Here is a 25,353-nt window from a genome sequence, read left to right as displayed (position 1 = left end):
TATCAAGCGAACATGGAGTATTTAACCAGAGGCTTAAAACGGGCTGCAAACTGTAACAAAGCATGTCTCTTTAGCAACAATTGCTGAAAAGTCGTCGCGTCCATGATTTACTTGCGCACTATGCACCCGAAAAAACCGATAAGAATTCAAATTTCCAACAAACGGGTGCCGGGAAGGAAAATAATATGAAAAAACTCACCCTTTGCCTGGCGGTGTCATTGGCGCTGACAGGGCTGTCTGCATGCCAAACCCAAGGCTCTCCCGAGGCGATGGCGTCCAAAGTCTCTGCTGCTGTAAAACAAGATCAGAACCAAGCGTTCAGTGCGTTCAGTCAAAGCTTTATCGATTCGCTATGGCAGGTTGCGCCGACCTGGGCACTCTATAACGGCTTTCATCAATACGATGCCAAACTCCTGGTACCGGATGCGAACAGCCGCACCGCGACGTTGAACTTTATTCAGCAACAGCGCGCCAAGATGGCGAGCTTTGATTTTGCGGCGCTGACAGCGGCTAACCTGATTGACTATCGTTTGATTGAAAATGTCCTCGGCAGCATGGAGTGGGAAATCAAGCGCTTCAAGTCCTGGCAGTGGGACCCATCCAGTTACAATGTGGCCGGTGGTTTTGCGCAAATCATCAATGAGGACTTTGCACCTTTGGATCAAAGGCTGCGCTCTGCATTGGGCCGATTGGAAAATGTGCCGGCCTATTACCTGGCGGCGCAGCAAAATATCGATAATCCCACTCTGGAGCACACAGAGTTGGCCATCATGCAAAATCAGGGTGCCTTTACCGTATTGTCCGATGAACTGCTCGCCAAGGTGAACGCCTCCGGCCTGAGCGCTGATGAAAAGGCGTTATTCAAGCAAAGAATGGATAAAGCCGTGGCGGCCATTGAAGGGCATATCCAATTTCTAAAACAGCTGGAGCAGCAGCTCAAGCGCGAAGGCAGCCGTAGTTTCCGGATAGGTGAAGCGCTTTATGAGGAGAAGTTTGCCTTCGATATTCAGGCTGGTATGAGCGCCCAGGCCCTCTATGAAAAAGCGCTGGCCGATAAGGCCAGGGTTCAGGGCGAAATGGCGAAAATTACCGATAAGCTCTGGAGCAAGTATTTCCAGGAGCCCAAGCCGCAAGACGAGAAGAAGGCTATCAGGCAGTTGATCGACAAGCTTTCGGCCCGGCATGTAAAGCGGGAAGATTTTGTGGCCGAGGTGAGGGCGCAGATCCCCGAGCTGGTGAAGTTTGTCAATCAACACGACTTGGTGACTCTGGATCCGAAAAAGCCTTTGGTGGTCAGGGAAACTCCTGAATATATGCGGGGTTTTGCCGGAGCCTCCATCAGTGCTCCCGGCCCTTATGAGAAGGGCGGCAACACCTATTACAACGTGACTCCCCTCGATGGCATGACCGACGAGCAGGCCGAAAGTTACTTGCGCGAATATAACCACTGGATATTGCAGGTACTGAACATACATGAGGCGATCCCCGGCCATTACACCCAGCTGGTGTATTCCAATGAGTCACCGAGCCTGGTCAAGAGCCTGTTTGGCAACGGTGCCATGGTGGAAGGTTGGGCCGTTTATGCCGAGCGTATGATGCTGGAACAGGGCTATGGCAACTTTGAGCCGGAAATGTGGCTGATGTACTACAAGTGGAACCTCAGGGTGATTTGCAACACCATTCTGGACTACAGCATTCAGGTCAAGGGGATGACTGAAGAGCAGGCCATCAAGCTGATGACGGAAGAAGCCTTCCAGCAGCAGGCTGAGGCGGAAGGTAAATGGCGCCGGGCAACGCTGAGCCAGGTACAGTTGACCAGCTATTACGCCGGATATCGTGAAATTTACGACTTAAGGGAAGAGCTCAAACAGCAGCAAGGCAAGGCGTTTGATCTTAAGACGTTCCACGAAAGCTTCCTCAGCTATGGCAGTGCCCCGGTCAAGTACATCAGTCAATTGATGCAAGACAAGTAGCAAAGGCCGGCGTAAGCCTTGTACTGCATGGCTTACGTCAGAAGAGAGGGCTTGATTGCCGCTTGCCCAATTGTCTATAGGGACAGTTTGACCATCTGTCCCTTTTTCATTATTCCTTCTGTGTGATCCTGCGCACTTTAGCCAGTACTAAAGGAGGATTTTGCTAGCTCGGTTAGGTTAACTATGTTAACGTAAATGGTAATGGTTCTTATTTGAGAATTGTGTTGACGGAAATGACGAAAATTTTGTTAGTGGATGATGACCTGGAGTTCAGGGACTTGCTCAAAGAAGCACTGGAGGGCGAGGGGCACGATGTTGTTTGTGCCGCTGATGGTTTGGATGCGCTGATGAGACTCGACACTTTTACTCCGGATGTTATCTTGCTCGATTTAATGATGCCCAAACTCAATGGCTTTGAGATGTTGCTTGCCCGTAAGGACAACACTCCTGTCATAGTGATCTCGGCTATCGACAGTGAAGAAGAAAGGATCAAAGGTTATGAACTGGGGGCAGACGATTTTCTGAGCAAGCCATTCAGTGTCAAAGAACTGCTGGTGCGGATTCAGGCGCTCATAAGAAGGATCAATATCAGTAAAGGGCAGGACACCGCCGATCTTACGCTCAACAAACATATTCAGTTTGACGAAACTGATTACACTGTGGCCATTGCCGATCAGCAGCTATCCTTGACCCAGACAGAATTTCGCCTGTTTAAGTACCTGTTTGAACGCAAGGGACAAGTGGTTACCAAGCAGGAGCTGCAGCGACGAGTGCTAAAAAAAGAACTGGGGCGGTTTGACCGTAATCTGGATATGCATATCTCCAATACCCGGCGAAAACTGGAACAGACCCGTTTGCCAAGAAGCCTTATCAATACGGTGCGCGGCCAGGGATACAGCTTCAGCCTTTGGTAAGATGCTTTAAACCCTACTGATTTCCCCCTCGAATACCAGAGCCTGTTTCGGCCGCGTTTTCAAGCGCGGTCGATTTGGTTTATCCTATAGCCCACTTGCGTGAGCCTTCCCAGGCTCCACACCCTATAAAAGCAATGAAGGAAAACATCATGCGGATCAGCGCGAATTTTGATGGTGGCAATATTCAGGTCATCAGTCTTGATAACAAGGACGACATCAGACTGGCGATCCGCCCGGATCACGGCGGAGAGTTCTACCAGTGGTTCAATTTCCGTTTTGAAGGCCAGGTAGGAAACAGTTACACCCTCAATATCATCAATGCCGGCAGCGCTTCCTATCCCAAAGGTTGGGAGAACTATCAGGCAGTTGCCAGCTATGATCGCCAGCACTGGTTCCGTCTGCCGACCAAGTATGATGACGGAAAATTGAGTATCAATGTGGAATTGGACGCCGATGCGATTCAGATAGCCTATTTTGCACCTTACAGCTATGAACGCCACCTGGACCTGCTCAGCGCAGTACAGGTGCATCCTGAAGTGAGCCTGGAGCACCTGGGTCTGACCCTGGATGGTCGCGATCTGACGCTGGTCAAGGTGGGTGACGGCGATAACAGCAAGCGCAATATCTGGATCACAGCCCGTCAGCACCCAGGGGAAACCATGGCCGAATGGCTGGTGGAAGGTTTGCTGTATCGATTGCTGGACTCGGATGACCCTGTCTCCAAACAGTTGCTGGATAAGGCCAACTTCTATGTTGTACCCAACATGAATCCGGACGGCAGCGTCAGAGGCCATCTGCGTACCAATGCCGCCGGTGTAAACCTAAATCGTGAGTGGCAAACGCCAAGCCTTGAGAAGAGCCCCGAGGTGTACCATGTGGTACAAAAGATGAAAGAAACCGGCGTGGACCTCTTCTATGACGTCCACGGTGATGAAGGTCTGCCTTATGTGTTCCTGGCAGGCTGTGAAGGCATTCCTTGTTGGGATGAGCGCTTGACTCAGCTGCAGCAGGAATTTGCTTCGGCGCTCTTGCTGGTTAGCCCGGATTTCCAGAGCGAACATGGTTATGAAAAGGACGAGCCAGGCAAGGCCAACCTGACCATAGGTTCCAACTGGGTCGGCGAAACCTTCAACTGCCTGTCAAACACCTTGGAAATGCCATTTAAAGACAATGATAATCTGGCCGATCCGCTGGTGGGCTGGTCCCCCGAGCGTTGCCTGTACCTGGGTGAAGCCTCTTTGACCGCCATGCTGGCCGTCGTGGACAAACTCAGGTAAGGAGCAGCTATGGCACTGGTTGAATGCCCTTTATGCCACAAACGGATCTCCAGTAAGGCACCCAGTTGCCCACACTGCAGTTCCAAACTGGGACCCAACACCGAGTCGCTGTCGAGGATTAGCCATATTCAGCAGTCGACCAAACTGATGAACCAGAGCTTTTTGGCCTTGACCCTGTTTATCGCCGGGGTGGTCATCTGGTTTTGGGGGGGAGAAGTCGCCGAAGGCAATCGAGCTATCGCCGGTGCCGTCTGCTTTACGCTCGGTTTTGTGGGTTACCTGATAACCCGGGTACGTATTATTTTGCACAAGCGGAAAAGTGTATGACAGATATCAACAAAGTGATTGAAGAGATGCCGGTTGAAGTCTATGAAAGACTGCGCAGCGCCGCCGAGATAGGTAAGTGGGAAGATGGTACTGTGCTGACCGAGGAGCAGCGGGAAAACACGCTGCAACTGGTGATGCTCTACCAAGCCAGGCGTTTGGATCAAACCGAGCACTTCACCATAGGCGCCGGGGGGCAGATCAACGAGCTGTCCAAGGCGCAGCTGAAAAAGCAGTTTCGCGGTGAGAGTATTGCTGAATTCAAAGAATCTGATCTGTAATTAATTACTAGGATTCTATTTATAAAAAAGCCCTGTATATACAGGGCTTTTTGCTATCAATTAAATTCAGTCTGCCGTGAGTTCGCCACAGAGGTTTTGCTGCATCTGCCGTCTTATCTCTTCTGTGCCCAGCCCTTGGGAGAGCAGGTAGTGCAACTTGGTCAAGGCGGCTTCCGTAGTCATATCGGCGCCACTGATAACGCCTGCCTTGGCCAGGGCGTTGCCTGTGGCATAACCGCCCATATTGACTTTACCCTGCAGACACTGGGTCAGATTAATAAGCACAGTGCCCTTGTCGTTGGCCCGTTTGAGGGTTTCCAGCAAGGCGGGATCCTGCGGTGCATTGCCGACACCATAGGTCAGTAATATCAGGGCTTTTACCGGTTGCTGCAGTATGTTGTTGAATACCTCGGTGGAGATCCCGGGATACAGAGTGACCACACCTATGGGATGAGGAGTAATGGGCGCCACTTTCAAGGGCTTATCGCAGGGCGGCGCAATTTTTCCGGCCCGCAGGCGAATTTTGATCCCGGCTTCCAGCAATAAAGGGAAGTTCGGCGAGGCAAAGGCATCGAAGCCGTCGGCATGGGCCTTGGTAGTGCGGTTGCCGCGGAATAGTTTATTGTTGAAGAACAGGCAAACCTCGGCAACCGGATAATTGGCCGCGATATACAAGGCATTGAGCAGATTGGTCTGGCCGTCTGAGCGCAGCTGTGACAGCGGAATTTGCGAGCCGGTGACGATAACCGGCTTACCGAGATCCTGCAGCATGAAAGACAGTGCCGATGCGGTAAACGCCATGGTGTCTGTGCCGTGAAGAATGACAAAGCCATCGTACTTGTCATAGTTGGCCTGAATGTCGTCGGCTATCATCTGCCAGTGGCTGGGGGCCATATTGGAAGAGTCTATCAGCGGACAATATTCCTGGATCACGAACGTCGGCATCTCTTCATGGAAAAACTCCGGCATGGAGTTGACGCATTCTGTCAGGAAGCCGGCGACCGGGGCAAAGCCGTTACTGGTTTTTTGCATCCCTATGGTGCCGCCCGTGTATGCGACATAGATGGACTTTTTTTTGTTCATAATCTGGCTTTAGTTTTCACTGGGGCAAAAGAGAGGCCGGATTATAGCAAATCAAGCCCGGCAGCATAAGGCACAAAAAAGCCCGGCGAGCCGGGCTTTCAGGATTATCAGTAACTGCAGTTATCACAGTAGAGATAGACGCCGTTAGGGTCGTCAAAGGCGGCAAACTCTTCCAGTACCTTGCTCCATTGAGTCAGCAGTTTTTCCAGCACGCTGGACTGCTTGACGCTGTGGGGCAGATAAGCGGAGACACTGGCGAACATCTCCTGAATGAAGAGTTGCTCAGGTGTCAGCTCCTGCTCTATCACTCGGCTGTCGAACTTATCCAGTCCGGCCATTTCGGCGGCCTTGGCGATGGCGCTATCGAGATCGCCCAGTTCATCCACCAGACCCAGCTCCAGGGCTTTCTTGCCGGACCAGACGCGGCCCTGGGCAATCTTATCCACCTGTTCGAGTGTCATATTGCGCTCGTTGGCGACCAGCGAGATAAAGTCTTTGTAGCCACGTTCGATATGGCGTTGTATCACCGCCTTGACGCCATCGGAAAGTGGCCGGGTAACAGAGAGACCGGCCCAGTCAGATGTGGCCACTCCATCAGTATTAACACCGATTGAAGACAGAGAGTCCTCGAAGGTGGTTATCATGCCGAAAATGCCGATGGATCCGGTCAGGGTAGTGGGGTTGGCATAGATATAATCGGCGCTGGCCGAAATCCAGTAACCACCGGAGGCCGCCATGCTGCTCATGCTGACTACCACAGGCTTACCGGCTTTCTTCAATGCCAGCACTTCCTGACGAATTTGCTCGGAAGCAAAGGCGCTGCCGCCGGGGCTGTCGACCCTGAGCACTACGGCCTTGATAGTGTCATCGAAGCGGGCCTTACGTAGCAGGGCAGAGGTACTTTCACCGCCGATATCACCGGCAGGTTGACTGCCGTTGAGAATATTACCCTTGGCCACTATGATGCCCACTCCTTCGGTGGGTACCAGCGCCGGCAGTGGTGCCATCAGCTTGGCATAGTCGTAGTAGCTGACCTGCTTGAAGCTATCTCCTTCCTTGCTTTTGCCTACCAGGTCCAACATCGCCAGGCGGAAGTCTTCTGCGCTGGCCAGTTTATCAACCCACTTGAGGTTAACCGCCATGGTGCCGGAATCACCGTCGGCTTGTTCCAGCTCTGCCAAATAAGCTGTGGCATTAAGGCCCAGGCTGGATTTGTCTATGCCGCGATTGGCGGCCACAGTGTCTGTGTAACTGCCCCAGATGTCGTTGAGCAGTACAGAGTTGGCTTCCTTGGCCGCTTCTGACATGTCATCACGGATAAAAGGCTCAACCGCTGACTTAAAAGTGCCGACACGGAAAATGTGCGCCTTGATTTTTAACTTATCCAGTGCCGACTTATAGTATTGGCGGTAGCGGCTCAGGCCATCTACCGCCACCATGCCCTCTGGGTTGAGGTAAACAGTATCGGCAAAACTCGCCAGGAAATACTGGTTCTGATCATAATAGTTACCTATGGCGACCACAGGCTTGCCACTATCTTTGAATTCGTTGAGTGCCTGGCCTATGGCGCTGAGCTTACTCAGACCGCCGTATTGCAACTCGGACAGATCCAATACCAGAGCCTTGATCCGCTTGTCATTGGTGGCGCTGTGAATGGTATAGAGCACATCACTCAATAAGATTTCGCCGTTGACATCGGGTCCTTTGCTTTGGCTTAACATCGCCTCGAACGGGTCAACCTGGCGCTTTTGATCCACTATGCCGCCGGCCAGGTTCAGTACCAGCGCCGAGCCATCCTCAACTTGGATTTCATCACTGCTGACCATGGCGATGACCACGGCTATCAAAGCGATGAAGAATAGCGGGAAGAACACTATGTTCAACACCAGCTTGCGAATGAAGTTGATCACATTCCAGATCAACATCAGGGTATTCTTGGTTGTCAGGGGTTTTGCGGACATAGCCACTCCATTTTTCCATGCATTCCGTTAATGCTAACTGAAAATAGCTGCAACGGGAAAATACATTTGTAAGTGATTTTATTCCTGAGCTTTCACTGCGTTAGCCGATGAGTCGCCGGCGGCCAATGCTTTATGTTGAGCTTGATGGCGGCTCAGGTTATGCTGATTTAAATCACTTGTTTAAAAAGGATGTTTTAATGTCGGGCTTTCCTCATTTATTAGAACCCTTGAATCTGGGGTTTACCCAGCTGAGAAACCGGGTACTCATGGGTTCCATGCATACCGGGTTGGAAGAAGAAAAGGGCGGTTTTGAGAAACTGGCACACTTCTACAAGGAGCGGGCGCTGGGTGGTGTGGGTTTGATTGTCACCGGCGGCATAGCGCCCAACTTTCGCGGCCGTTTGGCCCCCAACGCCTGTCAGCTGAGCTTTCCCTGGCAAGTGGGCAAACACAAAATCGTTACCCGAGCTGTACATGAGGGCGGTGGCAAGATCTGTATGCAGATCCTTCATGCCGGCCGTTACGGCTATCATCCTTTTTCGCTGGCACCGAGCAAGGTCAAGTCGCCCATTACCCCATTTACGCCGAGCGCCATGTCTTTGCGGCAAATCCGCGGCACCATAAAGGATTATGCCACTTCTGCCGAACTGGCCAAACGGGCCGGTTATGATGGCGTGGAGGTAATGGGCTCTGAAGGCTATCTCATCAATCAGTTCATCTGTGAGCGGGTCAATCAGCGCAGTGATGAGTACGGCGGCAGTTTTGCCAACCGTATTCGCCTGCCATTGGTAATTGTTCGCGCTATCCGCGCCAAGGTTGGTCCCGAGTTCATCATTATCTTTCGTCTGTCTATGTTGGATCTGGTCGACAAAGGCTCAAGCCTCGAGGAGGTCATTGAGCTCGGCAAAGCGCTGGAACAAGCCGGTGTCACTATCATCAATACCGGCATAGGTTGGCATGAAGCCAGGATCCCGACTATAGCCACCAGCGTACCCAGAGGCGCCTTTGCCTGGGTCACTGAACGTTTGAAAAAAGAACTCAGTGTTCCTTTGGTGGCTACCAACAGGATCAATACGCCTGAGATAGCCGAGCAGATCCTCGCTTCGGGGCAGGCGGATATGGTGTCTATGGCAAGGCCCTTCCTAGCCGATCCTGAGTTTGTCAACAAAGCCGCGGCCAATCAAAGCGAAGCCATCAATACCTGCATCGGCTGTAATCAGGCTTGTCTCGATCATACCTTCTCGCTCAAGCGTGCTACTTGCCTGGTTAATCCAAGAGCCTGCTATGAGACAGAGATTAATTTCCCCAAGACTGAGTCCCCCAAACGCCTGGCTGTGATGGGCGCGGGCCCGGCTGGGATGGCATTTGCCGTCTACGCCGCTGAGCGGGGGCACAAGGTGACCTTGTTTGAAGCCCGAGATGAAGTCGGTGGCCAGTTTAACCTGGCGCGCAAGATCCCAGGTAAAGAGGAATTCAACGAAACCATACGCTACTTCAAGAATCGCCTCGCACATTTTAAGGTGGACTTGCGTTTGAATACGCCGCTCAACGCCTCAGTGCTCAGGGATGAACCTTTTGATGAGTTGGTGGTTGCCAGTGGTGTCGTGCCAAGAGAGCTCAACTTGCCCGGGTTTGATTCTCCCAAGGTGGTCAGCTATCAGCAGGTACTGCGCGGTGAGGTGGAAGTCGGCCGACGGGTGGCACTTATCGGCGCCGGCGGCATAGGTTTTGACTTGGCGCATTTCCTCGGCGAGCAGGAGTCCAGCACGCTGGAGCCGGAACGTTGGTATCGTCAGTGGGGCATAGACACAAGTTACGCCGAGCGCGGCGGACTGGCCAAACAAACCCAGGCGCATGCCCCGGCCAGAGAGTTGTATTTGTTGCAACGCAAGAAGAGCAAGCTGGGTAAAGGCTTAGGTAAGACCACGGGCTGGATCCATCGCATGGTGCTTAAGCAGCACAAGGTGACAGAGCTCAGTGGGGTCAGCTATGAGCGCTTTGATGACCAGGGATTGCACATACTGATTGATGACAAGCCGCAGCTGCTGCCTGTGGATACTGTGGTGATCTGCGCAGGTCAGGAATCCAACCGCGCACTGTTGCCGGAACTGGAAGAGTGCGGCTTGCCAATGCACCTCATTGGCGGCGTTGATGTCGCTGCCGAGTTGGATGCCAAACGCGCCATTCGTCAGGGTGCCGAATTGGCGATGCGGATTTAGTCTCTAACCGGGCTTAACTCCCCGCCACGGCGGGGATTTTTTTGCTTTACTTATAACCTTATTGTCGAAAAGCTGACATACAACAGCATCGGATTGGAGAGATATCAATGATGAAAACTACCATGGCGAGTTGCTGCGCGCTGTCGCTGTTGACCGGCTCGAGTTTAGTGGCAACTGCCGCTGGTGCAGATAATCCGGTTTCCGTTGAAACGCCTGCCTATGATAAGGCGCTGGCCCATGCACTCGGTGCCGATAAATATGGTATGAAACCTTATGTGATGGCATTTTTAAAGGCGGGTCCCAATCGAAGTGGCAGCAAAGAACAGCGCGCCGAGCTTCAAAGAGCGCACATGAACCATATTCAGCGTTTGGCGCATGAGGGCAAACTCGTGTTAGCTGGGCCCTTTATCGATGGCGGAGAGTGGCGGGGGATTTATATCTTTGATGTTGCCAGTTTGGCTGAGGCTGAAGCCTTGACGGCCAGCGATCCTGCGGTTCAGGCCGGTAGCCTTATCATGGAACTTAAAGCCTGGTACGGTAGTGCGGCATTGCTGGAGGTCAACCGTATTCACGCCCGGATAGCCGAGTCACAGCCTTGAGTGACAAGCTTCGATAGCAACACTAAATGAGCGTTTCAAAGTCGCTTGAGAATATCGTTCGGCACTGAGCTCAACCCGGGCGGCGGTAAAAAACCGCCCAAGCCGCGTTCGATACGCAGATGCTGCAAATCCAGTGCCCGGGTCAGGGGCACGAAGAGGGCGCCGGGATGAAGGATATATTCGCTCACCAGGTTGAAGCCACCGCCACAGATAACTCTTTGATACTGCCAGCCAATATCTGAGGCCGGGTATAGCTGCAGCCGGGTTAATCCGGGTTTGTGCTCTTTGTTGTTGCAGTTGTTGAAGTCGCTCAGAGCACTCTTATCAAGGGGTTTGCTATCAAGGGGGGCGCTATTAAAGCCTGCATCAGCGCTTGGGTGCGGCGGCGCAATAATATCTATCTCTTCTCCCGCCTTTGCGGCGTGTTCAAGCAGCAAAGCCTGCTCGGCAAGGCTTCCCGAGTGGATCACCAGAGTCTGTTTAGGCTTTTCAAGACCCTTTGGGGTTGCATCTTGGGACTTGTCTTCGCCGAGTAACGGCAGCCAGAAGCGTTGGCCCGTTTGATTGGAGAGCGCCTGTTCCTGCTCCGGGGTCGGCCATTCACAAAACCAGATTTGCTGAAAACGGGGAATATGGGCAACGCGCTGGCGATAGACATTCCAGTTGAGCAATCTGGCGATATAGGCAAGTTTGCCAGGCAAGGGGATATCACCAAGCTCGCCCCAAATGCCCCCGGGAAAGGCATCTATCAGCATGAGCCGACACGCTTGTTGCTTGTTGAGCGATGCCAGTAACTGCTTGAGCCAGGCGCTGAGTTCGGCTCGGCTTTGAAGCCTGGTCGGCAGACTTAAGTGTTGAATGCCCTTTGGTAGCAGCGTGTCGACCGCTAACGGCAGTGGACTTGTGATCACCAACGCTTGCTGCGCCTTGATAAAGCCGAGCACTTTCAGCGCCCGGCTCAAGTGCCCGAGCCCGCCGCCGGGGGCGTAATAGATAAGCATCAGTGACTCGCCGTTTGAGCGACCAGCGTCTTGATGACAGCCAAATAACGCTCGGCTTCAGCCTCGGCGCTGCATTGACTCAGTACCGTTTGGTACAAAGCCTGGCTCTTGGCGGCGCGAATCGAAGCCGTATCGGTTTGCCAACGCACCAACGCATCCAAAAGCGATTCCGCCGAAGTTGGATGAAACAGATAACCTGAGTCCGTTTGGCCGCGGAGATTATGGGCCGCGTCACTGTCAGCCAAACGGCCATCAAAGACATGCTTTTCGCGCTCATGCAGGCTGTCGAAGATAAGATCGGCCATACCGCCGCAGCAGGCGCCGAGCACAGGGATGTTAAGCGCCGCCGCCTCCAGCAGCACATTGGGCGTTCCCTCATAGAAAGAGGGAATAGCGATAAGGTCGCATACCAGATAACGGCTTATCAGCTGATACCTGTCAAGAAACGGCTCCAGGGTGTAACTGCCCTCGGGCAGGGTCTGCAACAGCTCGGCGGCGCTTTCATCCAGCTCGCCAATCAGCAACAGATGGCAGCTGTGTACCAAGGGGCTGCGTTTGAAGGTCTCGATAAAAAAGGCCAAACCTTTTTTCTCTTTCAAATGGCCGAAAAGGCCAATCACAGGCTGACTGGGATTTTCCAGGTTATTGGAACGCCAGGCTTTGGCTTGCTCTTTATCCAGCGGCAATGGTTGCCAACGTTCACTATCCAGGCCATTACTCATGTTGTGCACTCTGACTTGCGGCCACAGGGCTTTGACCCGTTTTGCCTTGTCGGCGCTGACGGTCAATACCAGCGCGCTGGCTTGCAGCGTATCCTGCAGCACTTGATAGCGACGATGATCGAGAATACTCAAGTCGAAGTCGTTGCCGCGCAGCAATGTGATAAGCGGTAGCCCAAGCCAGGCGGCAAAGACTCGCCCGGCATGCATGGAGAAGGGATAGCCATAGGCAACGACAGCATCATATTCACCCTCCAGCTTGTGCCATAGAAGATTGAGCGAGTGCGCCGGGTTTGTACCCATGGGGAAGCTGTGATCGCAACCCTGCTCGGCAAAATAGCCGGTCTCCTTTTCCAAGCCGCCGGCGCGTAAATGATAAAGGGTGATATGTACCCCGAGCCGCCGCAAATGGCGCACCAGTCTATCGCAGGATAGTGCCATGCCGCCTTTGGCCGGCGGGTAGTGTTGAGTCAGCCACAGTAGCCTGGGGTTAGCTGTCATAGATATCCCGATATTCGTAATCCGGCAACTGCTCATCATCTTCGTCGACAGGGAGCTCAAAAGCGGCAAAGTCCTCGGCATCAAACTCCTTGTTGTAACTGCCGTGTTTGGTGTGCAGTTGGTACCAGGCACTGCCGAGATACAGTTGTTTGAGGGCGAAACCGGCAAGCGGATCCTCGGGTTTAACGCCTTGTAGGCTCAATTGCTCATACTTGGTGCCTGAGCGCGGATCTTCATAGACTTCCTTGCCGACCTTCAAGGGTTTGGCGGCGCACTGAAAACACAGACCGGTTTTGGGATCTAGGTGATGTTCGCAGACACTGGCTTGGCACTCACTGCAACTGCCAACGGCAGGTTGGCCGCAAGGGCTGAGGGTGAAAAAACCGATTTTTAGCTGACACTGACTCATATTATCCCCTGGCTCGAATACTGGTCTGTTGATAGGACTTGGCGATGGTTCTGAGAATATTCTCGGCATCCATCAAACGTGACTCACCGATAAATTTAAAGGTGGAGTTGGATTTCACCTTGGTGATGCCGTTTTGAGTCTGTGCCTTGCTCGTTGGTGCCAGTTTGGTTTTACGCAGATGGTAGTGATCAGGATTCAAGGTCAGGCAGCTGCGAATGCTGCGCCGTCCCTTGTACTTGATTTTGGTTTTGACCTTGCCTCGGGCGTTGCGACGGGTGCGTTTACGACGACAGATAACATCATCCACCCGCAGTTGCAGCTCATTGCCGTCTTTGAGTTTGGCCCTGAATTGCAACAGTGGCACTTCAAAGTAGGCCAGTTGGGTGCTCTTCTCAGGCTTTTCGGTTCGGGCCGGCTTACGTTTGTGTATGGAGTCGAGATCCAGTTTCAGCTGCACGCTGTTGGTCTCCATCGCCAGTACCTGCATCAACTTTATAAGGCCGGTGCGCACATTGTCGTTGACGTCCATATTGTTGCAGCTGTGAAGCAGTAATATAGACGCCAGAGTCAAACCCACCAGGGTATACACCACCAGGTGAGGCACGGGCAGGAATATGCTGACAATAGTGAAACCTATCAACCAATTGCGGCTGCGGCGAAACTGGCGTCTCAATGGGCTGCCCATACGATCCAATCGGGTCAGGCGCTTGAGAAACAGTAACCAGTGCTGGGTCGAATGGGTTGCATCCAACTTCTTGGTGCGGATAAATTCCTGCTCCGCCGGGGTTAACTGCTTGAACACTTTGCGCATTCGCCAGTAGTGAAGCGGGGCGTTAAAAGGGTTTATGGCTGTTTCCATATCGTTTCCTTGACATTAAACAGGTGCTATTAAACGAGTAGCTATTAAGCGCTAGCTTGCATTGGGCTTTGACTCAGCTGTATATACAAGTCGCTGAGCTGAGCGCAGATCTGTTGCCATTGGAACTGCTCTGCCACCCTTTGTTGGCCCTTGAGTCCCAAATCTTTGGCCTTAGCCGGTTGACTGAGCAGTTCAATACAGGCTCTGGCGAGCTCGGAAGGCCTGGAGGGGGGAACCAAGAGCCCATGCTCTTCATGGGTTACCAGTTCACGAATGACCGGCAGATCCGAGGCGATAACTGCGGTGCCGCAAGCCATGGATTCGAGCACTTTCAAAGGGCAACATCCCTGAAGCATGTTGCGCCTGCAGGGCGTGAGCGGCGCCAAAGACGCGCTCGCGGCCTGAATTTTTTGCCTGAGACTGGCTTGGTCCAGCCCGAAATGCAGCGAAACACAATCTTCCAGTTCCATGGACTTGAGCCAGGCCTTTACCTGCCGGGCCTGGCGATTTTCGAGTGACAGGCAGAGATCCAGCCGGACCTCCAACTGCTGACGCACCAAGGCAAAAGCTTTGAGCAGATCTCTAAGCCCCTGCCAGCGCTGGGCAGCACCAAAATAGATGAGCCTGGGCAGACTCGCATCCTCTGCTTGCCTCAATGGCTCGGCAGGCGGCAACTCGGCGCCGTTTGGCAGATAGACTACTGGAGTGGAAGTGCGTTTTTCAAGGCCGGCAGCCGTGAGTTTTGATGGGGTCACAATCAGATCGGCACCATCCAGGCAACGCTGCTCCCAGGCGCTGATTTTGGCCAGGGTTTTTCGCGGCAGCGACAGGTGAATAGGCAGCTCTATGCTGGGCAGGGCATTAACCTCATAGACGAGCTTGAGCGCTGGATTGTCCTTGCGATGATCCAGCAAAGGCACCCCCGCCCAGGGGTCGCGAAACTGCGCCAATGTCAGGGTATCGCGATTTTGCCTGAGCAGCGCCCCAAGCTGATTGGCATAGTCCAGCGCCTTGGCAAGCACGTTATTGCCCGAGCTTGGATTTAGCTGGTGCCTGACGATACTGACCGCACTGCTTACCTCGTAGGGATTGCTGCCGAGTGACAGGGTTTCCTGCTGCCAGGAAGGCATCTGGGGATCACCTTGTAGATAGAGCATACCAGGGGACTGGAAGGCAAACAGGGTTGACGCCATATAACGTATATGGGTCGAAGCGCCTTTGGGCAGAGGGTAACGATCAAAAGCGCAATAAAGACTTTTGAATGAATAACTTGAGTCTGATTTCATAAGTCCGGCAGAGTACCGGAGTCAGGCAGGATTTACAACGAAAAAACGCTTGTTTAACTGTAGGAGATCTGCCACTGACGGCGTTTTTTGCGCTTGTGTCAGGCCAAGTGTTTAACCCGCAGCAGCGGCATGTCGGCGCCTTCGCTGGAGAGATCCAAGTCCAGATCTTCCGTGGGCACACAGCAGCAGGGCAGACATTCATCCGCCTGTAACTCGGCCAATGGCGTGGTCAGGTAAGTGACCGCGCCACTGCGCACCCGGGTCTTGCATGCGCCGCAAAACCCGCTACGGCACTCGGAAAAAATGCTCACCTTACGGGCTTCGAGCGCTGCCAGGAGAGTCCTGTGCTCTGTGGTATACAGCAGCAGGGGCTCTCCGCGCAGCAGCACGATAGGGGCTTTGTTAAAGGTCAAAGTCGGAGAACTCATCGTCGTCGACAGCCGAATCTATCTGGCCGACCAGGTAGGATGATACTTCCACTTCCTGAGGCGCGACCTGTACGGCATCGCTCTCCAGCCAGTTTTTCATCCAGGGCAGGGGATCGCTCTGCTCACTGTATGGTGCGCCCAGGTTAACCGCCTTCATTCTCTGATTGGTAATGAACTCCACATACTGGCAGAGAATGGTTTCGTTCAGGCCTATCATGGAACCATCCTTGAACAGGTACTTGGCCCAAGCCTTTTCCTGCTCGGCGGCGCGCAGGAACAGATCGTAAGCTTCCTGCTGGCACTCTTTGGCGATTTCACCCATCTCAGGGTCATCTTTGCCACCCTGCATCAGGTTGATAATGTGTTGGGTCGAGTTCAGGTGCAAAGCTTCATCGCGGGCGATCAGGCGAATGATCTTGGCGTTGCCTTCCATCAGTTTGCGCTCGGCAAAGGCAAAGGAGCAGGCGAAGCTGACGTAAAAACGTATCGCTTCGAGCGCATTGACCGACATCATGCACAGATAGAGGGCTTTTTTGATGGTGCGGGTAGTGACTTCAAGCGTGTGACCGTTGACGTCAAACTTGCCTTCACCATGCAGGTGATACAACTGAGTCAGCTCGATAAGGCGGTCATAATACTCGGCAATATCGCCGGCGCGCTTGAGGATCTCCTCATTGACCACTATGTCATCGAACACCACGGATGGGTCGTTGACAATATTGCGGATGATATGAGTGTAGGAACGGCTGTGAATGGTCTCGGAGAAGGACCAGGTTTCAATCCAGGTTTCCAGCTCAGGCAGGGACACCAGCGGCAGGAAAGCCACATTGGGGCTGCGGCCCTGAATCGAGTCCAACAGGGTTTGGTACTTGAGGTTGGAGAGGAAGATATGCTTTTCATGATCCGGCAGGGCGCCGAAATCGATTTTGTCGCGGCTGACATCTACTTCTTCCGGGCGCCAGAAGAAAGATAACTGCTTTTCGATCAGTTTCTCGAATACTTCGTACTTCTGTTGATCGTAACGGGCCACGTTAACCGCCTGACCGAGAAACATAGGTTCGCGGGTGGCATCGTTGGGGGTTTGACAAAAAATTGAATAAGCCATGATCTACTCTTTCCAAACAACGGGGCCACCTGGGCCCCGAACTTGTTACTTAATCCTGCTTAAATCTTGCAGGCGCCGCCGGCACAACCGTCGTCTTCCTTCTCGATGCTGGTAATGTCATCGAATTTGTCGGAAGCACCATCACGGGTGTTGTGGTAGTAAAGGGTCTTGACCCCGAGTTTGTAGGCGGTCAACAGATCCTTGAGCAGCAGCTTCATCGGAACCTTGTTACTTTCAAACTTGGATGGGTCATAGTTGGTATTGGCCGAAATCGCCTGATCGACAAACTTCTGCATAATACCCACCAACTGCAGGTAACCGTCGTTGCCGGGCATCTGCCACAGCAGTTCGTACTTGTCCTTGAGTTCTTCGTAATCGGGCACCACTTGCTTGAGCTGGCCATCTTTACTGGCCTTGACGCTGATAAGGCCGCGTGGAGGCTCAATACCATTGGTGGCGTTGGAGATCTGCGAAGAGGTCTCTGACGGCATCAGTGCCGACAGGGTCGAGTTACGCAGGCCATGCTGCTTGATATCGTGACGCAGAGCATCCCAATCCAGGTGCAGCGGCTCATCACAAATCTTGTCCAGATCCCGCTTGTAGGTATCTACCGGCATGATCCCCTGAGAATAAGTGGTCTCATGGAACAGCGGGCAGGCACCCAGTTCTTTGGCCAGATTCATCGAGGCCTTGAGCAGGTAGTACTGTATGGCTTCAAATGTTCTGTGGGTCAGGCCGTTGGCGCTGCCGTCAGAGTATTTCACGCCGTTCTTGGCAAGATAGTTGGCGAAGTTGATGACCCCGATACCCAGAGTGCGGCGGTTCATCGATGCCGTCTTGGCAGAAGGAATAGGGTAGTCCTGGTAGTCCAGCAGGTTATCCAGGGCGCGCACAGCCAAATCGGCAAGGCCTTCCAGTTCGCCCAAGTCTTTTATCGCACCCAGGTTCAGCGCTGACAGAGTACAAAGGGCGATTTCACCATTTGGGTCGTCAATATTGTTCAGTGGTTTGGTTGGCAGGGCAATCTCAAGACACAGGTTGGACTGACGCACTGGGGCCACTTCGGCGTTGAACGGACTGTGGGTGTTACAGTGATCCACGTTCTGCACATAGATACGACCTGTGGAGGCGCGCTCCTGCATCATCAGCGAGAAGAGCTCGACCGCTTTTAGGGTCTTCTTGCGAATGCTCTGGTCCTGCTCATATTTCACATACAGGCGCTCAAACTCGTCCTGATCGGCAAAGAAGGCGTCATATAAGCCGGGAACGTCCGATGGGCTGAACAGGGTGATGTTCTCACCTTTAATCATCCGCTGATACATCAGCTTGTTGATCTGTACGCCGTAGTCCAGGTGACGGATACGGTTGTCTTCAACACCACGGTTATTTTTCAGTACCAGCAGCGATTCAACTTCCAGGTGCCAGATAGGGTAGAACAGAGTTGCAGCACCGCCGCGAACGCCGCCCTGGGAGCAGGATTTCACCGCAGTCTGGAAATACTTGTAGAAAGGCAAACAACCTGTGTGGAAGGCTTCACCACCACGAATAGGGCTTCCCAGAGCGCGAATGCGGCCGGCATTCACACCGATACCGGCTCTCTGACTGACATACTTGACGATGGAAGAGGCCGTGGCATTGATGGAGTCCAGGCTGTCGTCACACTCGATCAACACGCAAGAGCTGAACTGACGGGTCGGCGTACGCACGCCGGACATGATAGGGGTCGGCAAAGAGATCTTGAAGGTAGAAACCGCATCATAGAAGTCTTTGACATACTGCAGCCGGGTTTCCTTCGGATAACGGGCAAACAGGCAAGCGGCCACCAGAATATAGAGGAACTGGGCACTTTCGTAGACTTCATGAGTCACACGGTTTTGTACCAGATACTTGCCTTCCAGCTGTTTGACGGCGGCATAGGAGAAGTTCATATCGCGCCAATGGTCGATATAGCTGTCGAGCACATCCAGTTCTTCACGGCTGTAGTCTTCCAGCACATGCTTGTCGTACTTGCCCATGGCGACCAACTTGCTGACATGATCGTACAGTTTTGGCGGCTCAAACTGACCAAAGGCCTTCTTACGCAAATGAAAAACAGCAAGGCGAGCGGCCAGGAACTGATAGTCCGGAGAGTCGGGAGAGATCAGGTCGGCGGCAGCCTTGATAATGGTTTCATGGATGGCCTCGGTGGGGATGCCATCGAAAAACTGCAGGTGAGAACGCAACTCCACCTCGGAAACCGAGACGTTGTTTAATCCTTTAGCTGCCCAGGTGATAACGCGGTGGATCTTATCGAGATCTATCGTCTCGCGTGCGCCACTGCGTTTGGTAACTGTCATAGTGCTATTCATTGAAGATAGGCCTTGGTTGTAATATCTGTGAAATGACGCGACGGCGTCATTAAACCTTCCCTTGTAAAACAATCAACCGAACAGTTAACGACGGCGGCCCGAGAGGGCTCTGTTAACCGGGAGTTTCCAGTGCAAGACTAGTATGTCTGATTGCTACCGATACACAAGATATGGTGTTTTTCTATATCTTGGATAACAAGATAGTGAGGTATGGCACTTTTTGCAAGCCTGAGTTTTGGGTATATCTTGTGGATATCTTGAGGATATTGACTGGCCGATTCCGCAAAGCGGCATCATTGCTGGCGCACAGTCGTCATGGTCAAAATTCAAGCGATCTCACTCAAGGTGATCGACTGCTAAAATAAGCAGCGATCCGCGATCCCGCGCAGATCCGGTCGGTTAAAGCAGCATCCGGACTGCGACTTTCTTTAAGGTCTTGTCTACTCAGGAAAACAGTGCCAATTTAGTGCTTGTCTTACCTTGTTACCACAATGGCAGCGACATCACTGCCTGTGGATGATTTAACTGCCAATCGGCGCCCCATTCCGCCGGTTTATCCTCGGCCGCCAGATATCCCCACATGGCGATGGCAGAGGGCATATTCACCGCCTGCGCCGCTGCTATGTCGCGCTCGGCATCGCCAAGATAGAGAATACGTTCGGGAGCGCAGTTAAGCTGCTGAGCAGCCAGCAACATAGGGGCTGGGTGGGGCTTACGATAGAGGGTTGTATCGGCACTGACCACAGCATCAAAGCGCTTAAGCAGCCCCATGCGCTCTAACAAGGGCCGGGTAAAACGCGCCGGTTTATTGGTGACAATCCCCAGCGGTAAGGCTCTTGATAGGGCACTGTCCAGCAAGGCTTCTATGCCTTCAAACAAACAGGCTTTTTGGCCGTTAACCGCATCATATTCCCTGAGCATCGCTTGCCGGAGATGCTCCTGTTCCTCGGCTGAGGCTTGGGGCACGGCGGCTTGCACCATGGCAAGCGAGCCGTGAGAGGCCAGAGTGCGAAGAAGTTTGCGCTTATCCTCTATCGATACCCCATGGGATGCAAGGGCCAAGGCCAGTGCTTCGGTCAGGTCCTCGGCGGTATCCACCAGAGTCCCGTCCAAGTCGAACAGAATCCCTTGAAACGGCAGCTTAGGCGTCATGGCATCAGTCCTGGCGTTGGCAGGCAATCATATAGTTGACTTCAACGCTCTTGGTGTAACTGAATACGCCACTCAAGGGGTTGTATTTGATGCCCAGCGCGTCACGGCACAATAGTTCGGTGTTTTCTGCCATGGCAATTAATTCGGATGGGCGGATAAACTTACTGTGGTCATGGGTACCTGCCGGCAGCATTTTCAGCACATACTCGGCACCGAGTATGGTTTGCACCCAGGACATGATGTTGCGGTTAATGGTGGAGAAGAACACCCAACCTCCGGGCTTGACCATATCGCAACAAGCCTGGATCACAGATTGCGGATCCGGTACATGCTCGAGCATCTCCATACAGGTAACAGTGTCGTAATGCCCCTGATGATTCTGGGCATGCACTTCGGCGGTTTCCTGCAGGTAGTCTATGCTGACGCCGGCTTCCAGTGCATGCAGCCTGGCGACTTCCAACGGCTCAAAGCCCATATCCAACCCGGTGACCTTGGCGCCAATGCGGGCCATGCTCTCGGACAGAATGCCACCGCCGCAGCCGACATCCAGTACCTGCTTGTCAAAGATACCGCCGGATTGAGCGTCTATATAATTAAGGCGCAGGGGGTTGAGTTCATGCAGTGGCTTGAATTCACCGGCAGGATCCCACCAACTGGCGGCCATACTTTCAAACTTGGCAATTTCCTGAGGGTCGACATTGGGTTGAGAAGACATATTCAGACCTGAAACAGCAATAATAAAGATGTGCCCATTATAACCATATAAGCCATAGGGAAGGGCAGCATAAATTGGCGCCTCAATGTGATCGATAGCACTAAAGGCCAAAAGCTGCACAAAATATCGGCAAGATTCGGTTTTTGATGATAAAAACAGCAACGGAACTCATGTCTATGACGGTGATATCTGCCCCCGCTCGCGACTTGTATCATGCCCTTGGCGTTTTTGGCTGCAAAGGCGGCTTTAAGGACTTCCGACATTAAATAACTGTGTTAGAATGCCAAATCACGTTTGTTGGGCTCGACAATGACACGGATTACAAGTTGTCAGCTAATTTAAGGGGATCGAGCAGTTTATGACTGATCTGGCTTTATCAATTTCGCCAATAAATATTGAAGACGAACTAAAGAACTCCTATCTGGATTACGCCATGAGCGTTATCGTCGGGCGGGCATTGCCAGACGTACGCGACGGCCTCAAGCCGGTGCATCGCCGCGTACTCTTTGCGATGAACGAGCTGAAAAACGATTGGAATAAACCCTATAAGAAGTCGGCACGTGTTGTCGGTGACGTGATAGGTAAGTATCACCCTCATGGTGATAGCGCCGTATACGACACCATAGTGCGGATGGCACAGCCTTTCTCACTGCGTTACACCTTGGTGGATGGCCAAGGTAACTTCGGTTCCATCGACGGCGATGCCGCGGCGGCCATGCGTTATACCGAAATTCGTATGGAAAAGCTGGCGCATCAACTGCTGGCTGACCTTGAGAAAGAAACCGTCGATTATGTCCCCAACTACGACGGCACCGAAATGATCCCGGCCGTGTTGCCGACCCGGATCCCCAACCTGCTGGTCAACGGCTCCTCCGGTATTGCCGTGGGTATGGCCACCAATATTCCGCCGCACAACCTGACCGAAGTGGTTAAAGGCTGTTTGGCACTTATCGAAGAGCCTGAGCTGTCTATCGAACAGCTGATGGATTATATCCCGGGCCCGGATTTCCCGACTGCCGCTATTATCAATGGCAAGAAAGGCATAGAGGAAGCGTACCGTACCGGTCGCGGCAAGGCGATTATGCGCGCCCGTGCCGAGGTGGAAACCGAAGACAATGGCCGCGAGCGGATCATTGTTACCGAGATCCCATACCAGGTGAACAAGGCTCGTCTGATTGAAAAGATTGCCGAGCTGGTAAAAGACAAGAAAATTGAAGGCATCAGCGGCCTGCGCGATGAGTCTGATAAAGACGGTATGCGTATTGTCGTTGAGGTCAAGCGCGGCGAAGTGGCCGAGGTGGTGCTCAACAACCTCTATGCCCAGACCCAGATGCAAACCTCTTTTGGTATCAACATGGTGGCCCTGACCAATGGTCAGCCCAAGTTGTTTAACCTTAAGGAGATGCTGGAAGCCTTTATTCTGCACCGCCGTGAAGTGGTGACTCGCAGAACCGTGTTTGAACTGCGTAAGGCCCGCGAACGCGCTCATATCCTGGAAGCCCTGGCTATCGCCCTGGCCAACATCGACCCTGTGATTGCGCTGATCAAGGCCTCGCCAACACCGGCTGAAGCCAAGGTTAAACTGGTGGAAACCGGTTGGCAGCTCGGCAACGTGCAGGGCATGTTGGAAAAAGCCGGTGATGACGCCGCCCGCCCTGAATGGTTGGAGCCGGAGTTTGGTATTCGCGATGGTCTCTACTATCTGACAGAGCAGCAAGCCCAGGCTATCCTCGAGCTGCGTCTGCATCGTCTGACCGGTCTTGAGCATGATAAGATCCTCCAGGAATATGAAGAGCTGCTGGAGCTGATCGCCGGATTGCTGCATATCCTCAGAAGTCCAGAGCGTCTGATGGAAGTGATCAAAGAAGAGCTGGAAGAAGTGCTCGAGCAGTATGGCGATGAGCGCCGCACCGAGATCAACGCTTCTGCCGTGGACATCAGCCTCGAAGACCTGATCTGCGAAGAAGATGTGGTAGTAACCCTGTCGCACTTGGGTTATGCCAAGTATCAGCCACTGAGCGATTACCAGGCGCAGCGCCGCGGTGGTAAGGGCAAGGCCGCCACCAAGGTCAAAGACGAAGACTTCGTTGAGAAGCTATTGGTTGCCAATACCCACGACACCATTTTGTGCTTCTCCGACTTTGGCAAACTCTACTGGCTCAAGGTCTATCAGTTGCCGCTGGCCAGTCGTCAGTCGCGCGGTAAGCCTATCGTTAACCTGCTGCCATTGTCTGAGGGCGAGCACATTACGGCGATTCTGCCGGTTCGTGAATACGAAGCCGACAAGTATGTCATCATGGCCACTTCCCACGGTACCGTGAAGAAGACATCGCTTATCGAATACAGCCGCCCCAGAGCCAACGGCATTATCGCCGTTAACCTGAAAGACGGTGATCAGTTGATTGGCGTTGACCTGACCGACGGCAGCAATGAAATCATGCTGTTCTCCAACGAAGGTAAGGTGGTACGCTTCAGCGAAGATCAGGTGCGCGCCATGGGCCGTACCGCTACCGGTGTTCGTGGTATCAAACTCGAAGACGGTCAGGAAGTGGTTTCACTGATAGTGCCAAAAGAAGATGGCGCCATTCTGACTGTGACAGAGAACGGTTTTGGTAAGCGTACCGAGCTGAGTGAATACCCAACCAAGAGCCGTGCTACCAAGGGCGTGGTTTCCATCAAGGTCAGTGAGCGTAACGGCGCGGTAGTCGGTGCAGTTCAGGTCGGCGACAATGATGAGATCATGTTGATCAGCGACAAGGGCACACTGGTGAGAACCCCAGCGGCCGGTGTTTCCATCATAGGCCGTAATACCCAGGGCGTGACCATTATCCGCACTGCCGGTGACGAGGCCGTGGTGGGTTTACAGCGTATCGATGAAATCCAGTCTGATGAAGACGAAGTGGAATTCGATGAAAACGGCGAACCCATAGTGGCCGAAGCTGCAGCCGAGGATACTGAAGGCCAAGTGCCCGAAGCACCTGAAGCCGAGCAGGAATAACAACATCAAGCATATCTGAGCGTCCATCTGGACGCTCTTTTTTTCAAGGAGAACAATGAAGTGAGCACGATTTATAATTTCTGTGCCGGACCAGCCATGTTGCCGGCCGCGGTAATGCAAAAAGCCCAGCAGGAATTACTGGACTGGCAGGGACACGGTGTCTCCGTTATGGAGATCAGTCACCGCAGTCAGGCCTTTATCGATCTCACCAAGGCTGCCGAATCCAGATTGCGCTCACTGATGAATATTCCCGAAGATTACCATGTACTGTTTATGCATGGCGGTGGTCGCGGTCAGTTCTCGGCTGTCGTGAATAATTTTTTGGGCAATAACGGCAGAGCCCTGTATTTGGAGAGTGGTCAGTGGTCAAAGTCGGCCACGGCAGAGGCCAGAAAGCTGGCCGGAGATGACAGGATTGATAGCCAGAGCATTGTTGAAAAGGTCAATAGACTCAACAAAGTAACCTTACCTAAGCTGGAAGGTGATAGTGGTAAGTATCGCTATGTGCACTATTGCCCCAACGAGACGGTAGATGGTATCGAAATTTTTGAAGAGTTGGAGTCTCCCTGGCCAATAGTCGCGGATATGTCATCCACTATCATGTCCCGTGAAATCGATGTCAGTCGCTACGGACTCATTTATGCCGGGGCACAGAAAAATATCGGCCCTTCCGGTTTGGCCATAGTGATAGTGCGTAAAGAGATGCTGGCTTTGCCGGCCATGCCACAGTCGTCCATCATGGATTATCGCTTGGCGGCCGAAAACGATTCCATGTTTAACACTCCCCCTACTTTTGCCTGGTATCTGGCCGCCGAAGTGTTTGAGTGGCTGCACCGAATGGGCGGTATCGAGGCGATGGCAGCGCTTAACAAGGCCAAGGCCGAACTGCTTTACGCCTGTATCGATGAACTGGACTTTTACCACAATGGGGTGGCGGCGCAAAACCGCTCGCGGATGAATGTAACTTTCCAATTGGCCGATGAGTCGCTCAATGGTGAGTTCCTGAAAGAGGCGGAGGCCGCAGGTTTGGTGGCTCTTAAGGGGCACAGAATTGTCGGCGGGATGCGCGCCAGTATCTATAACGCCATGCCTTTGGCCGGCGTTGAGGCCCTGGTTGCCTTTATGCAGGCGTTTGCGGCCAAGCACAGCAGCTGAACCCCGGCGAAAAGCGCTTTATCGCAACAAATCCCATAAAAAAGCG

21 protein-coding genes are annotated in these 25,353 nt (G+C 53.0%); 9 read left to right on the top strand and 12 right to left on the bottom strand.

Annotated features, from left to right (window positions below; genetic code table 11):
* Nucleotides 1-185: 185 nt before the first annotated feature.
* From ACMHXI_RS05555 to ACMHXI_RS05535, 5 genes are all read left to right on the top strand, one after another.
* On the top strand, nucleotides 186-1,973 hold the full coding sequence (locus tag ACMHXI_RS05555; RefSeq protein ID WP_413734247.1) for a DUF885 domain-containing protein: 1,788 nt from the start codon (nucleotides 186-188) through the stop codon (nucleotides 1,971-1,973).
* A gap of 233 nt (nucleotides 1,974-2,206) precedes the next feature.
* Nucleotides 2,207-2,887, top strand: coding sequence for a response regulator transcription factor (locus tag ACMHXI_RS05550; RefSeq protein ID WP_025010433.1), 681 nt, complete (start codon nucleotides 2,207-2,209; stop codon nucleotides 2,885-2,887).
* Nucleotides 2,888-3,036: 149 nt separating this feature from the next.
* Nucleotides 3,037-4,164 carry a M14-type cytosolic carboxypeptidase gene (locus tag ACMHXI_RS05545; RefSeq protein ID WP_107004838.1) on the top strand — a complete coding sequence of 376 codons (1,128 nt, stop codon included), beginning with the start codon at nucleotides 3,037-3,039 and terminating at the stop codon, nucleotides 4,162-4,164.
* Between the two features lie 9 nt (nucleotides 4,165-4,173).
* Nucleotides 4,174-4,491: a hypothetical protein gene (locus tag ACMHXI_RS05540; RefSeq protein WP_025887361.1), complete on the top strand. Its 318-nt coding sequence runs from the start codon at nucleotides 4,174-4,176 to the stop codon at nucleotides 4,489-4,491.
* Nucleotides 4,488-4,769 (top strand): YeaC family protein, encoded by a 282-nt coding sequence (locus ACMHXI_RS05535; RefSeq protein ID WP_025887363.1) that lies wholly within the window; start codon nucleotides 4,488-4,490, stop codon nucleotides 4,767-4,769. Before ACMHXI_RS05540 ends, ACMHXI_RS05535 begins: the two co-directional genes overlap by 4 nt.
* A gap of 66 nt (nucleotides 4,770-4,835) precedes the next feature.
* Here the strand turns inward: ACMHXI_RS05535 and ansA are convergent, their stop codons facing one another.
* Together ansA and sppA are read right to left on the bottom strand one after the other, a co-directional pair.
* A complete protein-coding gene (ansA, locus tag ACMHXI_RS05530; RefSeq protein WP_044734515.1) occupies nucleotides 4,836-5,852 on the bottom strand; it encodes an asparaginase in 1,017 nt (338 codons plus the stop codon).
* A gap of 107 nt (nucleotides 5,853-5,959) precedes the next feature.
* The gene (gene sppA / locus ACMHXI_RS05525; RefSeq protein ID WP_107111613.1) at nucleotides 5,960-7,813 is read right to left on the bottom strand and encodes a signal peptide peptidase SppA; all 1,854 of its coding nucleotides are present in this window, start codon (nucleotides 7,811-7,813) and stop codon (nucleotides 5,960-5,962) included.
* A gap of 197 nt (nucleotides 7,814-8,010) precedes the next feature.
* Here sppA and ACMHXI_RS05520 point away from each other — a divergent pair, with 197 nt between their 5' ends.
* Nucleotides 8,011-10,032 (top strand): FAD-dependent oxidoreductase, encoded by a 2,022-nt coding sequence (locus tag ACMHXI_RS05520; RefSeq protein WP_413734243.1) that lies wholly within the window; start codon nucleotides 8,011-8,013, stop codon nucleotides 10,030-10,032.
* Nucleotides 10,033-10,139: 107 nt separating this feature from the next.
* Nucleotides 10,140-10,631 (top strand): YciI family protein, encoded by a 492-nt coding sequence (locus ACMHXI_RS05515; RefSeq protein WP_243880960.1) that lies wholly within the window; start codon nucleotides 10,140-10,142, stop codon nucleotides 10,629-10,631.
* Nucleotides 10,632-10,666: 35 nt separating this feature from the next.
* Here the strand turns inward: ACMHXI_RS05515 and ACMHXI_RS05510 are convergent, their stop codons facing one another.
* From ACMHXI_RS05510 to ubiG, 10 genes are all read right to left on the bottom strand, one after another.
* Complete coding sequence (locus ACMHXI_RS05510; protein ID WP_413734241.1) at nucleotides 10,667-11,632, bottom strand: hypothetical protein; 966 nt, start codon at nucleotides 11,630-11,632, stop codon at nucleotides 10,667-10,669.
* Nucleotides 11,632-12,852, bottom strand: a complete 1,221-nt coding sequence (locus ACMHXI_RS05505; protein ID WP_208169698.1) for a glycosyltransferase family 4 protein — start codon at nucleotides 12,850-12,852, stop codon at nucleotides 11,632-11,634. Before ACMHXI_RS05505 ends, ACMHXI_RS05510 begins: the two co-directional genes overlap by 1 nt.
* Entirely contained in the window at nucleotides 12,842-13,261 is a 420-nt protein-coding gene (locus ACMHXI_RS05500) for a hypothetical protein (RefSeq protein ID WP_025010425.1), read from the bottom strand. The genes ACMHXI_RS05505 and ACMHXI_RS05500 overlap by 11 nt, the downstream gene beginning before the upstream one ends.
* Nucleotide 13,262: 1 nt before the next feature.
* Nucleotides 13,263-14,120, bottom strand: a complete 858-nt coding sequence (locus tag ACMHXI_RS05495) for a hypothetical protein (protein ID WP_071238179.1) — start codon at nucleotides 14,118-14,120, stop codon at nucleotides 13,263-13,265.
* 44 nt (nucleotides 14,121-14,164) lie between these two features.
* Nucleotides 14,165-15,406: a glycosyltransferase family 4 protein gene (locus ACMHXI_RS05490; protein ID WP_413734238.1), complete on the bottom strand. Its 1,242-nt coding sequence runs from the start codon at nucleotides 15,404-15,406 to the stop codon at nucleotides 14,165-14,167.
* 98 nt (nucleotides 15,407-15,504) lie between these two features.
* Nucleotides 15,505-15,834: a class I ribonucleotide reductase maintenance protein YfaE gene (gene yfaE, locus ACMHXI_RS05485; protein WP_037436974.1), complete on the bottom strand. Its 330-nt coding sequence runs from the start codon at nucleotides 15,832-15,834 to the stop codon at nucleotides 15,505-15,507.
* A complete protein-coding gene (nrdB, locus tag ACMHXI_RS05480) occupies nucleotides 15,809-16,939 on the bottom strand; it encodes a class Ia ribonucleoside-diphosphate reductase subunit beta (protein ID WP_096141787.1) in 1,131 nt (376 codons plus the stop codon). The genes yfaE and nrdB overlap by 26 nt, the downstream gene beginning before the upstream one ends.
* 59 nt (nucleotides 16,940-16,998) lie before the next feature.
* Nucleotides 16,999-19,287: a class 1a ribonucleoside-diphosphate reductase subunit alpha gene (gene nrdA / locus ACMHXI_RS05475; RefSeq protein ID WP_025010420.1), complete on the bottom strand. Its 2,289-nt coding sequence runs from the start codon at nucleotides 19,285-19,287 to the stop codon at nucleotides 16,999-17,001.
* 483 nt (nucleotides 19,288-19,770) lie between these two features.
* Nucleotides 19,771-20,439 (bottom strand): HAD family hydrolase, encoded by a 669-nt coding sequence (locus ACMHXI_RS05470; RefSeq protein WP_044734508.1) that lies wholly within the window; start codon nucleotides 20,437-20,439, stop codon nucleotides 19,771-19,773.
* 4 nt (nucleotides 20,440-20,443) lie between these two features.
* Nucleotides 20,444-21,154: a bifunctional 2-polyprenyl-6-hydroxyphenol methylase/3-demethylubiquinol 3-O-methyltransferase UbiG gene (ubiG, locus tag ACMHXI_RS05465; RefSeq protein ID WP_044735812.1), complete on the bottom strand. Its 711-nt coding sequence runs from the start codon at nucleotides 21,152-21,154 to the stop codon at nucleotides 20,444-20,446.
* 358 nt (nucleotides 21,155-21,512) lie between these two features.
* Between ubiG and gyrA the strand changes: the two genes are divergently transcribed.
* Nucleotides 21,513-24,152: a DNA topoisomerase (ATP-hydrolyzing) subunit A gene (gene gyrA, locus ACMHXI_RS05460; protein WP_413734235.1), complete on the top strand. Its 2,640-nt coding sequence runs from the start codon at nucleotides 21,513-21,515 to the stop codon at nucleotides 24,150-24,152.
* Nucleotides 24,153-24,212: 60 nt separating this feature from the next.
* The gene (gene serC / locus ACMHXI_RS05455) at nucleotides 24,213-25,307 is read left to right on the top strand and encodes a 3-phosphoserine/phosphohydroxythreonine transaminase (protein ID WP_345887748.1); all 1,095 of its coding nucleotides are present in this window, start codon (nucleotides 24,213-24,215) and stop codon (nucleotides 25,305-25,307) included.
* The last annotated feature ends 46 nt before the right edge of the window (nucleotides 25,308-25,353 follow it).

Source organism: Shewanella sp. BJSY2023SW005 (genome assembly GCF_047314585.1).
Classification (GTDB): domain Bacteria; phylum Pseudomonadota; class Gammaproteobacteria; order Enterobacterales; family Shewanellaceae; genus Shewanella; species Shewanella algae.
Note: the sequence above shows the minus strand (reverse complement) of the source record. Positions and strands in the feature narration are given on the sequence as shown.

Excerpts from the sequence above, each read along its gene's own strand:
- ACMHXI_RS05555 (WP_413734247.1), top strand. The coding sequence starts at position 186 with ATGAAAAAACTCACCCTTTGCCTGGCGGTGTCATTGGCGCTGACAGGG.
- ACMHXI_RS05550 (WP_025010433.1), top strand. The coding sequence starts at position 2,207 with ATGACGAAAATTTTGTTAGTGGATGATGACCTGGAGTTCAGGGACTTG.
- ACMHXI_RS05545 (WP_107004838.1), top strand. The coding sequence starts at position 3,037 with ATGCGGATCAGCGCGAATTTTGATGGTGGCAATATTCAGGTCATCAGT.
- ACMHXI_RS05540 (WP_025887361.1), top strand. The coding sequence starts at position 4,174 with ATGGCACTGGTTGAATGCCCTTTATGCCACAAACGGATCTCCAGTAAG.
- ACMHXI_RS05535 (WP_025887363.1), top strand. The coding sequence starts at position 4,488 with ATGACAGATATCAACAAAGTGATTGAAGAGATGCCGGTTGAAGTCTAT.
- ansA (WP_044734515.1), bottom strand. The coding sequence starts at position 5,852 with ATGAACAAAAAAAAGTCCATCTATGTCGCATACACGGGCGGCACCATA.
- sppA (WP_107111613.1), bottom strand. The coding sequence starts at position 7,813 with ATGTCCGCAAAACCCCTGACAACCAAGAATACCCTGATGTTGATCTGG.
- ACMHXI_RS05520 (WP_413734243.1), top strand. The coding sequence starts at position 8,011 with ATGTCGGGCTTTCCTCATTTATTAGAACCCTTGAATCTGGGGTTTACC.
- ACMHXI_RS05515 (WP_243880960.1), top strand. The coding sequence starts at position 10,140 with ATGATGAAAACTACCATGGCGAGTTGCTGCGCGCTGTCGCTGTTGACC.
- ACMHXI_RS05510 (WP_413734241.1), bottom strand. The coding sequence starts at position 11,632 with ATGCTTATCTATTACGCCCCCGGCGGCGGGCTCGGGCACTTGAGCCGG.
- ACMHXI_RS05505 (WP_208169698.1), bottom strand. The coding sequence starts at position 12,852 with ATGACAGCTAACCCCAGGCTACTGTGGCTGACTCAACACTACCCGCCG.
- ACMHXI_RS05500 (WP_025010425.1), bottom strand. The coding sequence starts at position 13,261 with ATGAGTCAGTGTCAGCTAAAAATCGGTTTTTTCACCCTCAGCCCTTGC.
- ACMHXI_RS05495 (WP_071238179.1), bottom strand. The coding sequence starts at position 14,120 with ATGGAAACAGCCATAAACCCTTTTAACGCCCCGCTTCACTACTGGCGA.
- ACMHXI_RS05490 (WP_413734238.1), bottom strand. The coding sequence starts at position 15,406 with ATGAAATCAGACTCAAGTTATTCATTCAAAAGTCTTTATTGCGCTTTT.
- yfaE (WP_037436974.1), bottom strand. The coding sequence starts at position 15,834 with ATGAGTTCTCCGACTTTGACCTTTAACAAAGCCCCTATCGTGCTGCTG.
- nrdB (WP_096141787.1), bottom strand. The coding sequence starts at position 16,939 with ATGGCTTATTCAATTTTTTGTCAAACCCCCAACGATGCCACCCGCGAA.
- nrdA (WP_025010420.1), bottom strand. The coding sequence starts at position 19,287 with ATGAATAGCACTATGACAGTTACCAAACGCAGTGGCGCACGCGAGACG.
- ACMHXI_RS05470 (WP_044734508.1), bottom strand. The coding sequence starts at position 20,439 with ATGACGCCTAAGCTGCCGTTTCAAGGGATTCTGTTCGACTTGGACGGG.
- ubiG (WP_044735812.1), bottom strand. The coding sequence starts at position 21,154 with ATGTCTTCTCAACCCAATGTCGACCCTCAGGAAATTGCCAAGTTTGAA.
- gyrA (WP_413734235.1), top strand. The coding sequence starts at position 21,513 with ATGACTGATCTGGCTTTATCAATTTCGCCAATAAATATTGAAGACGAA.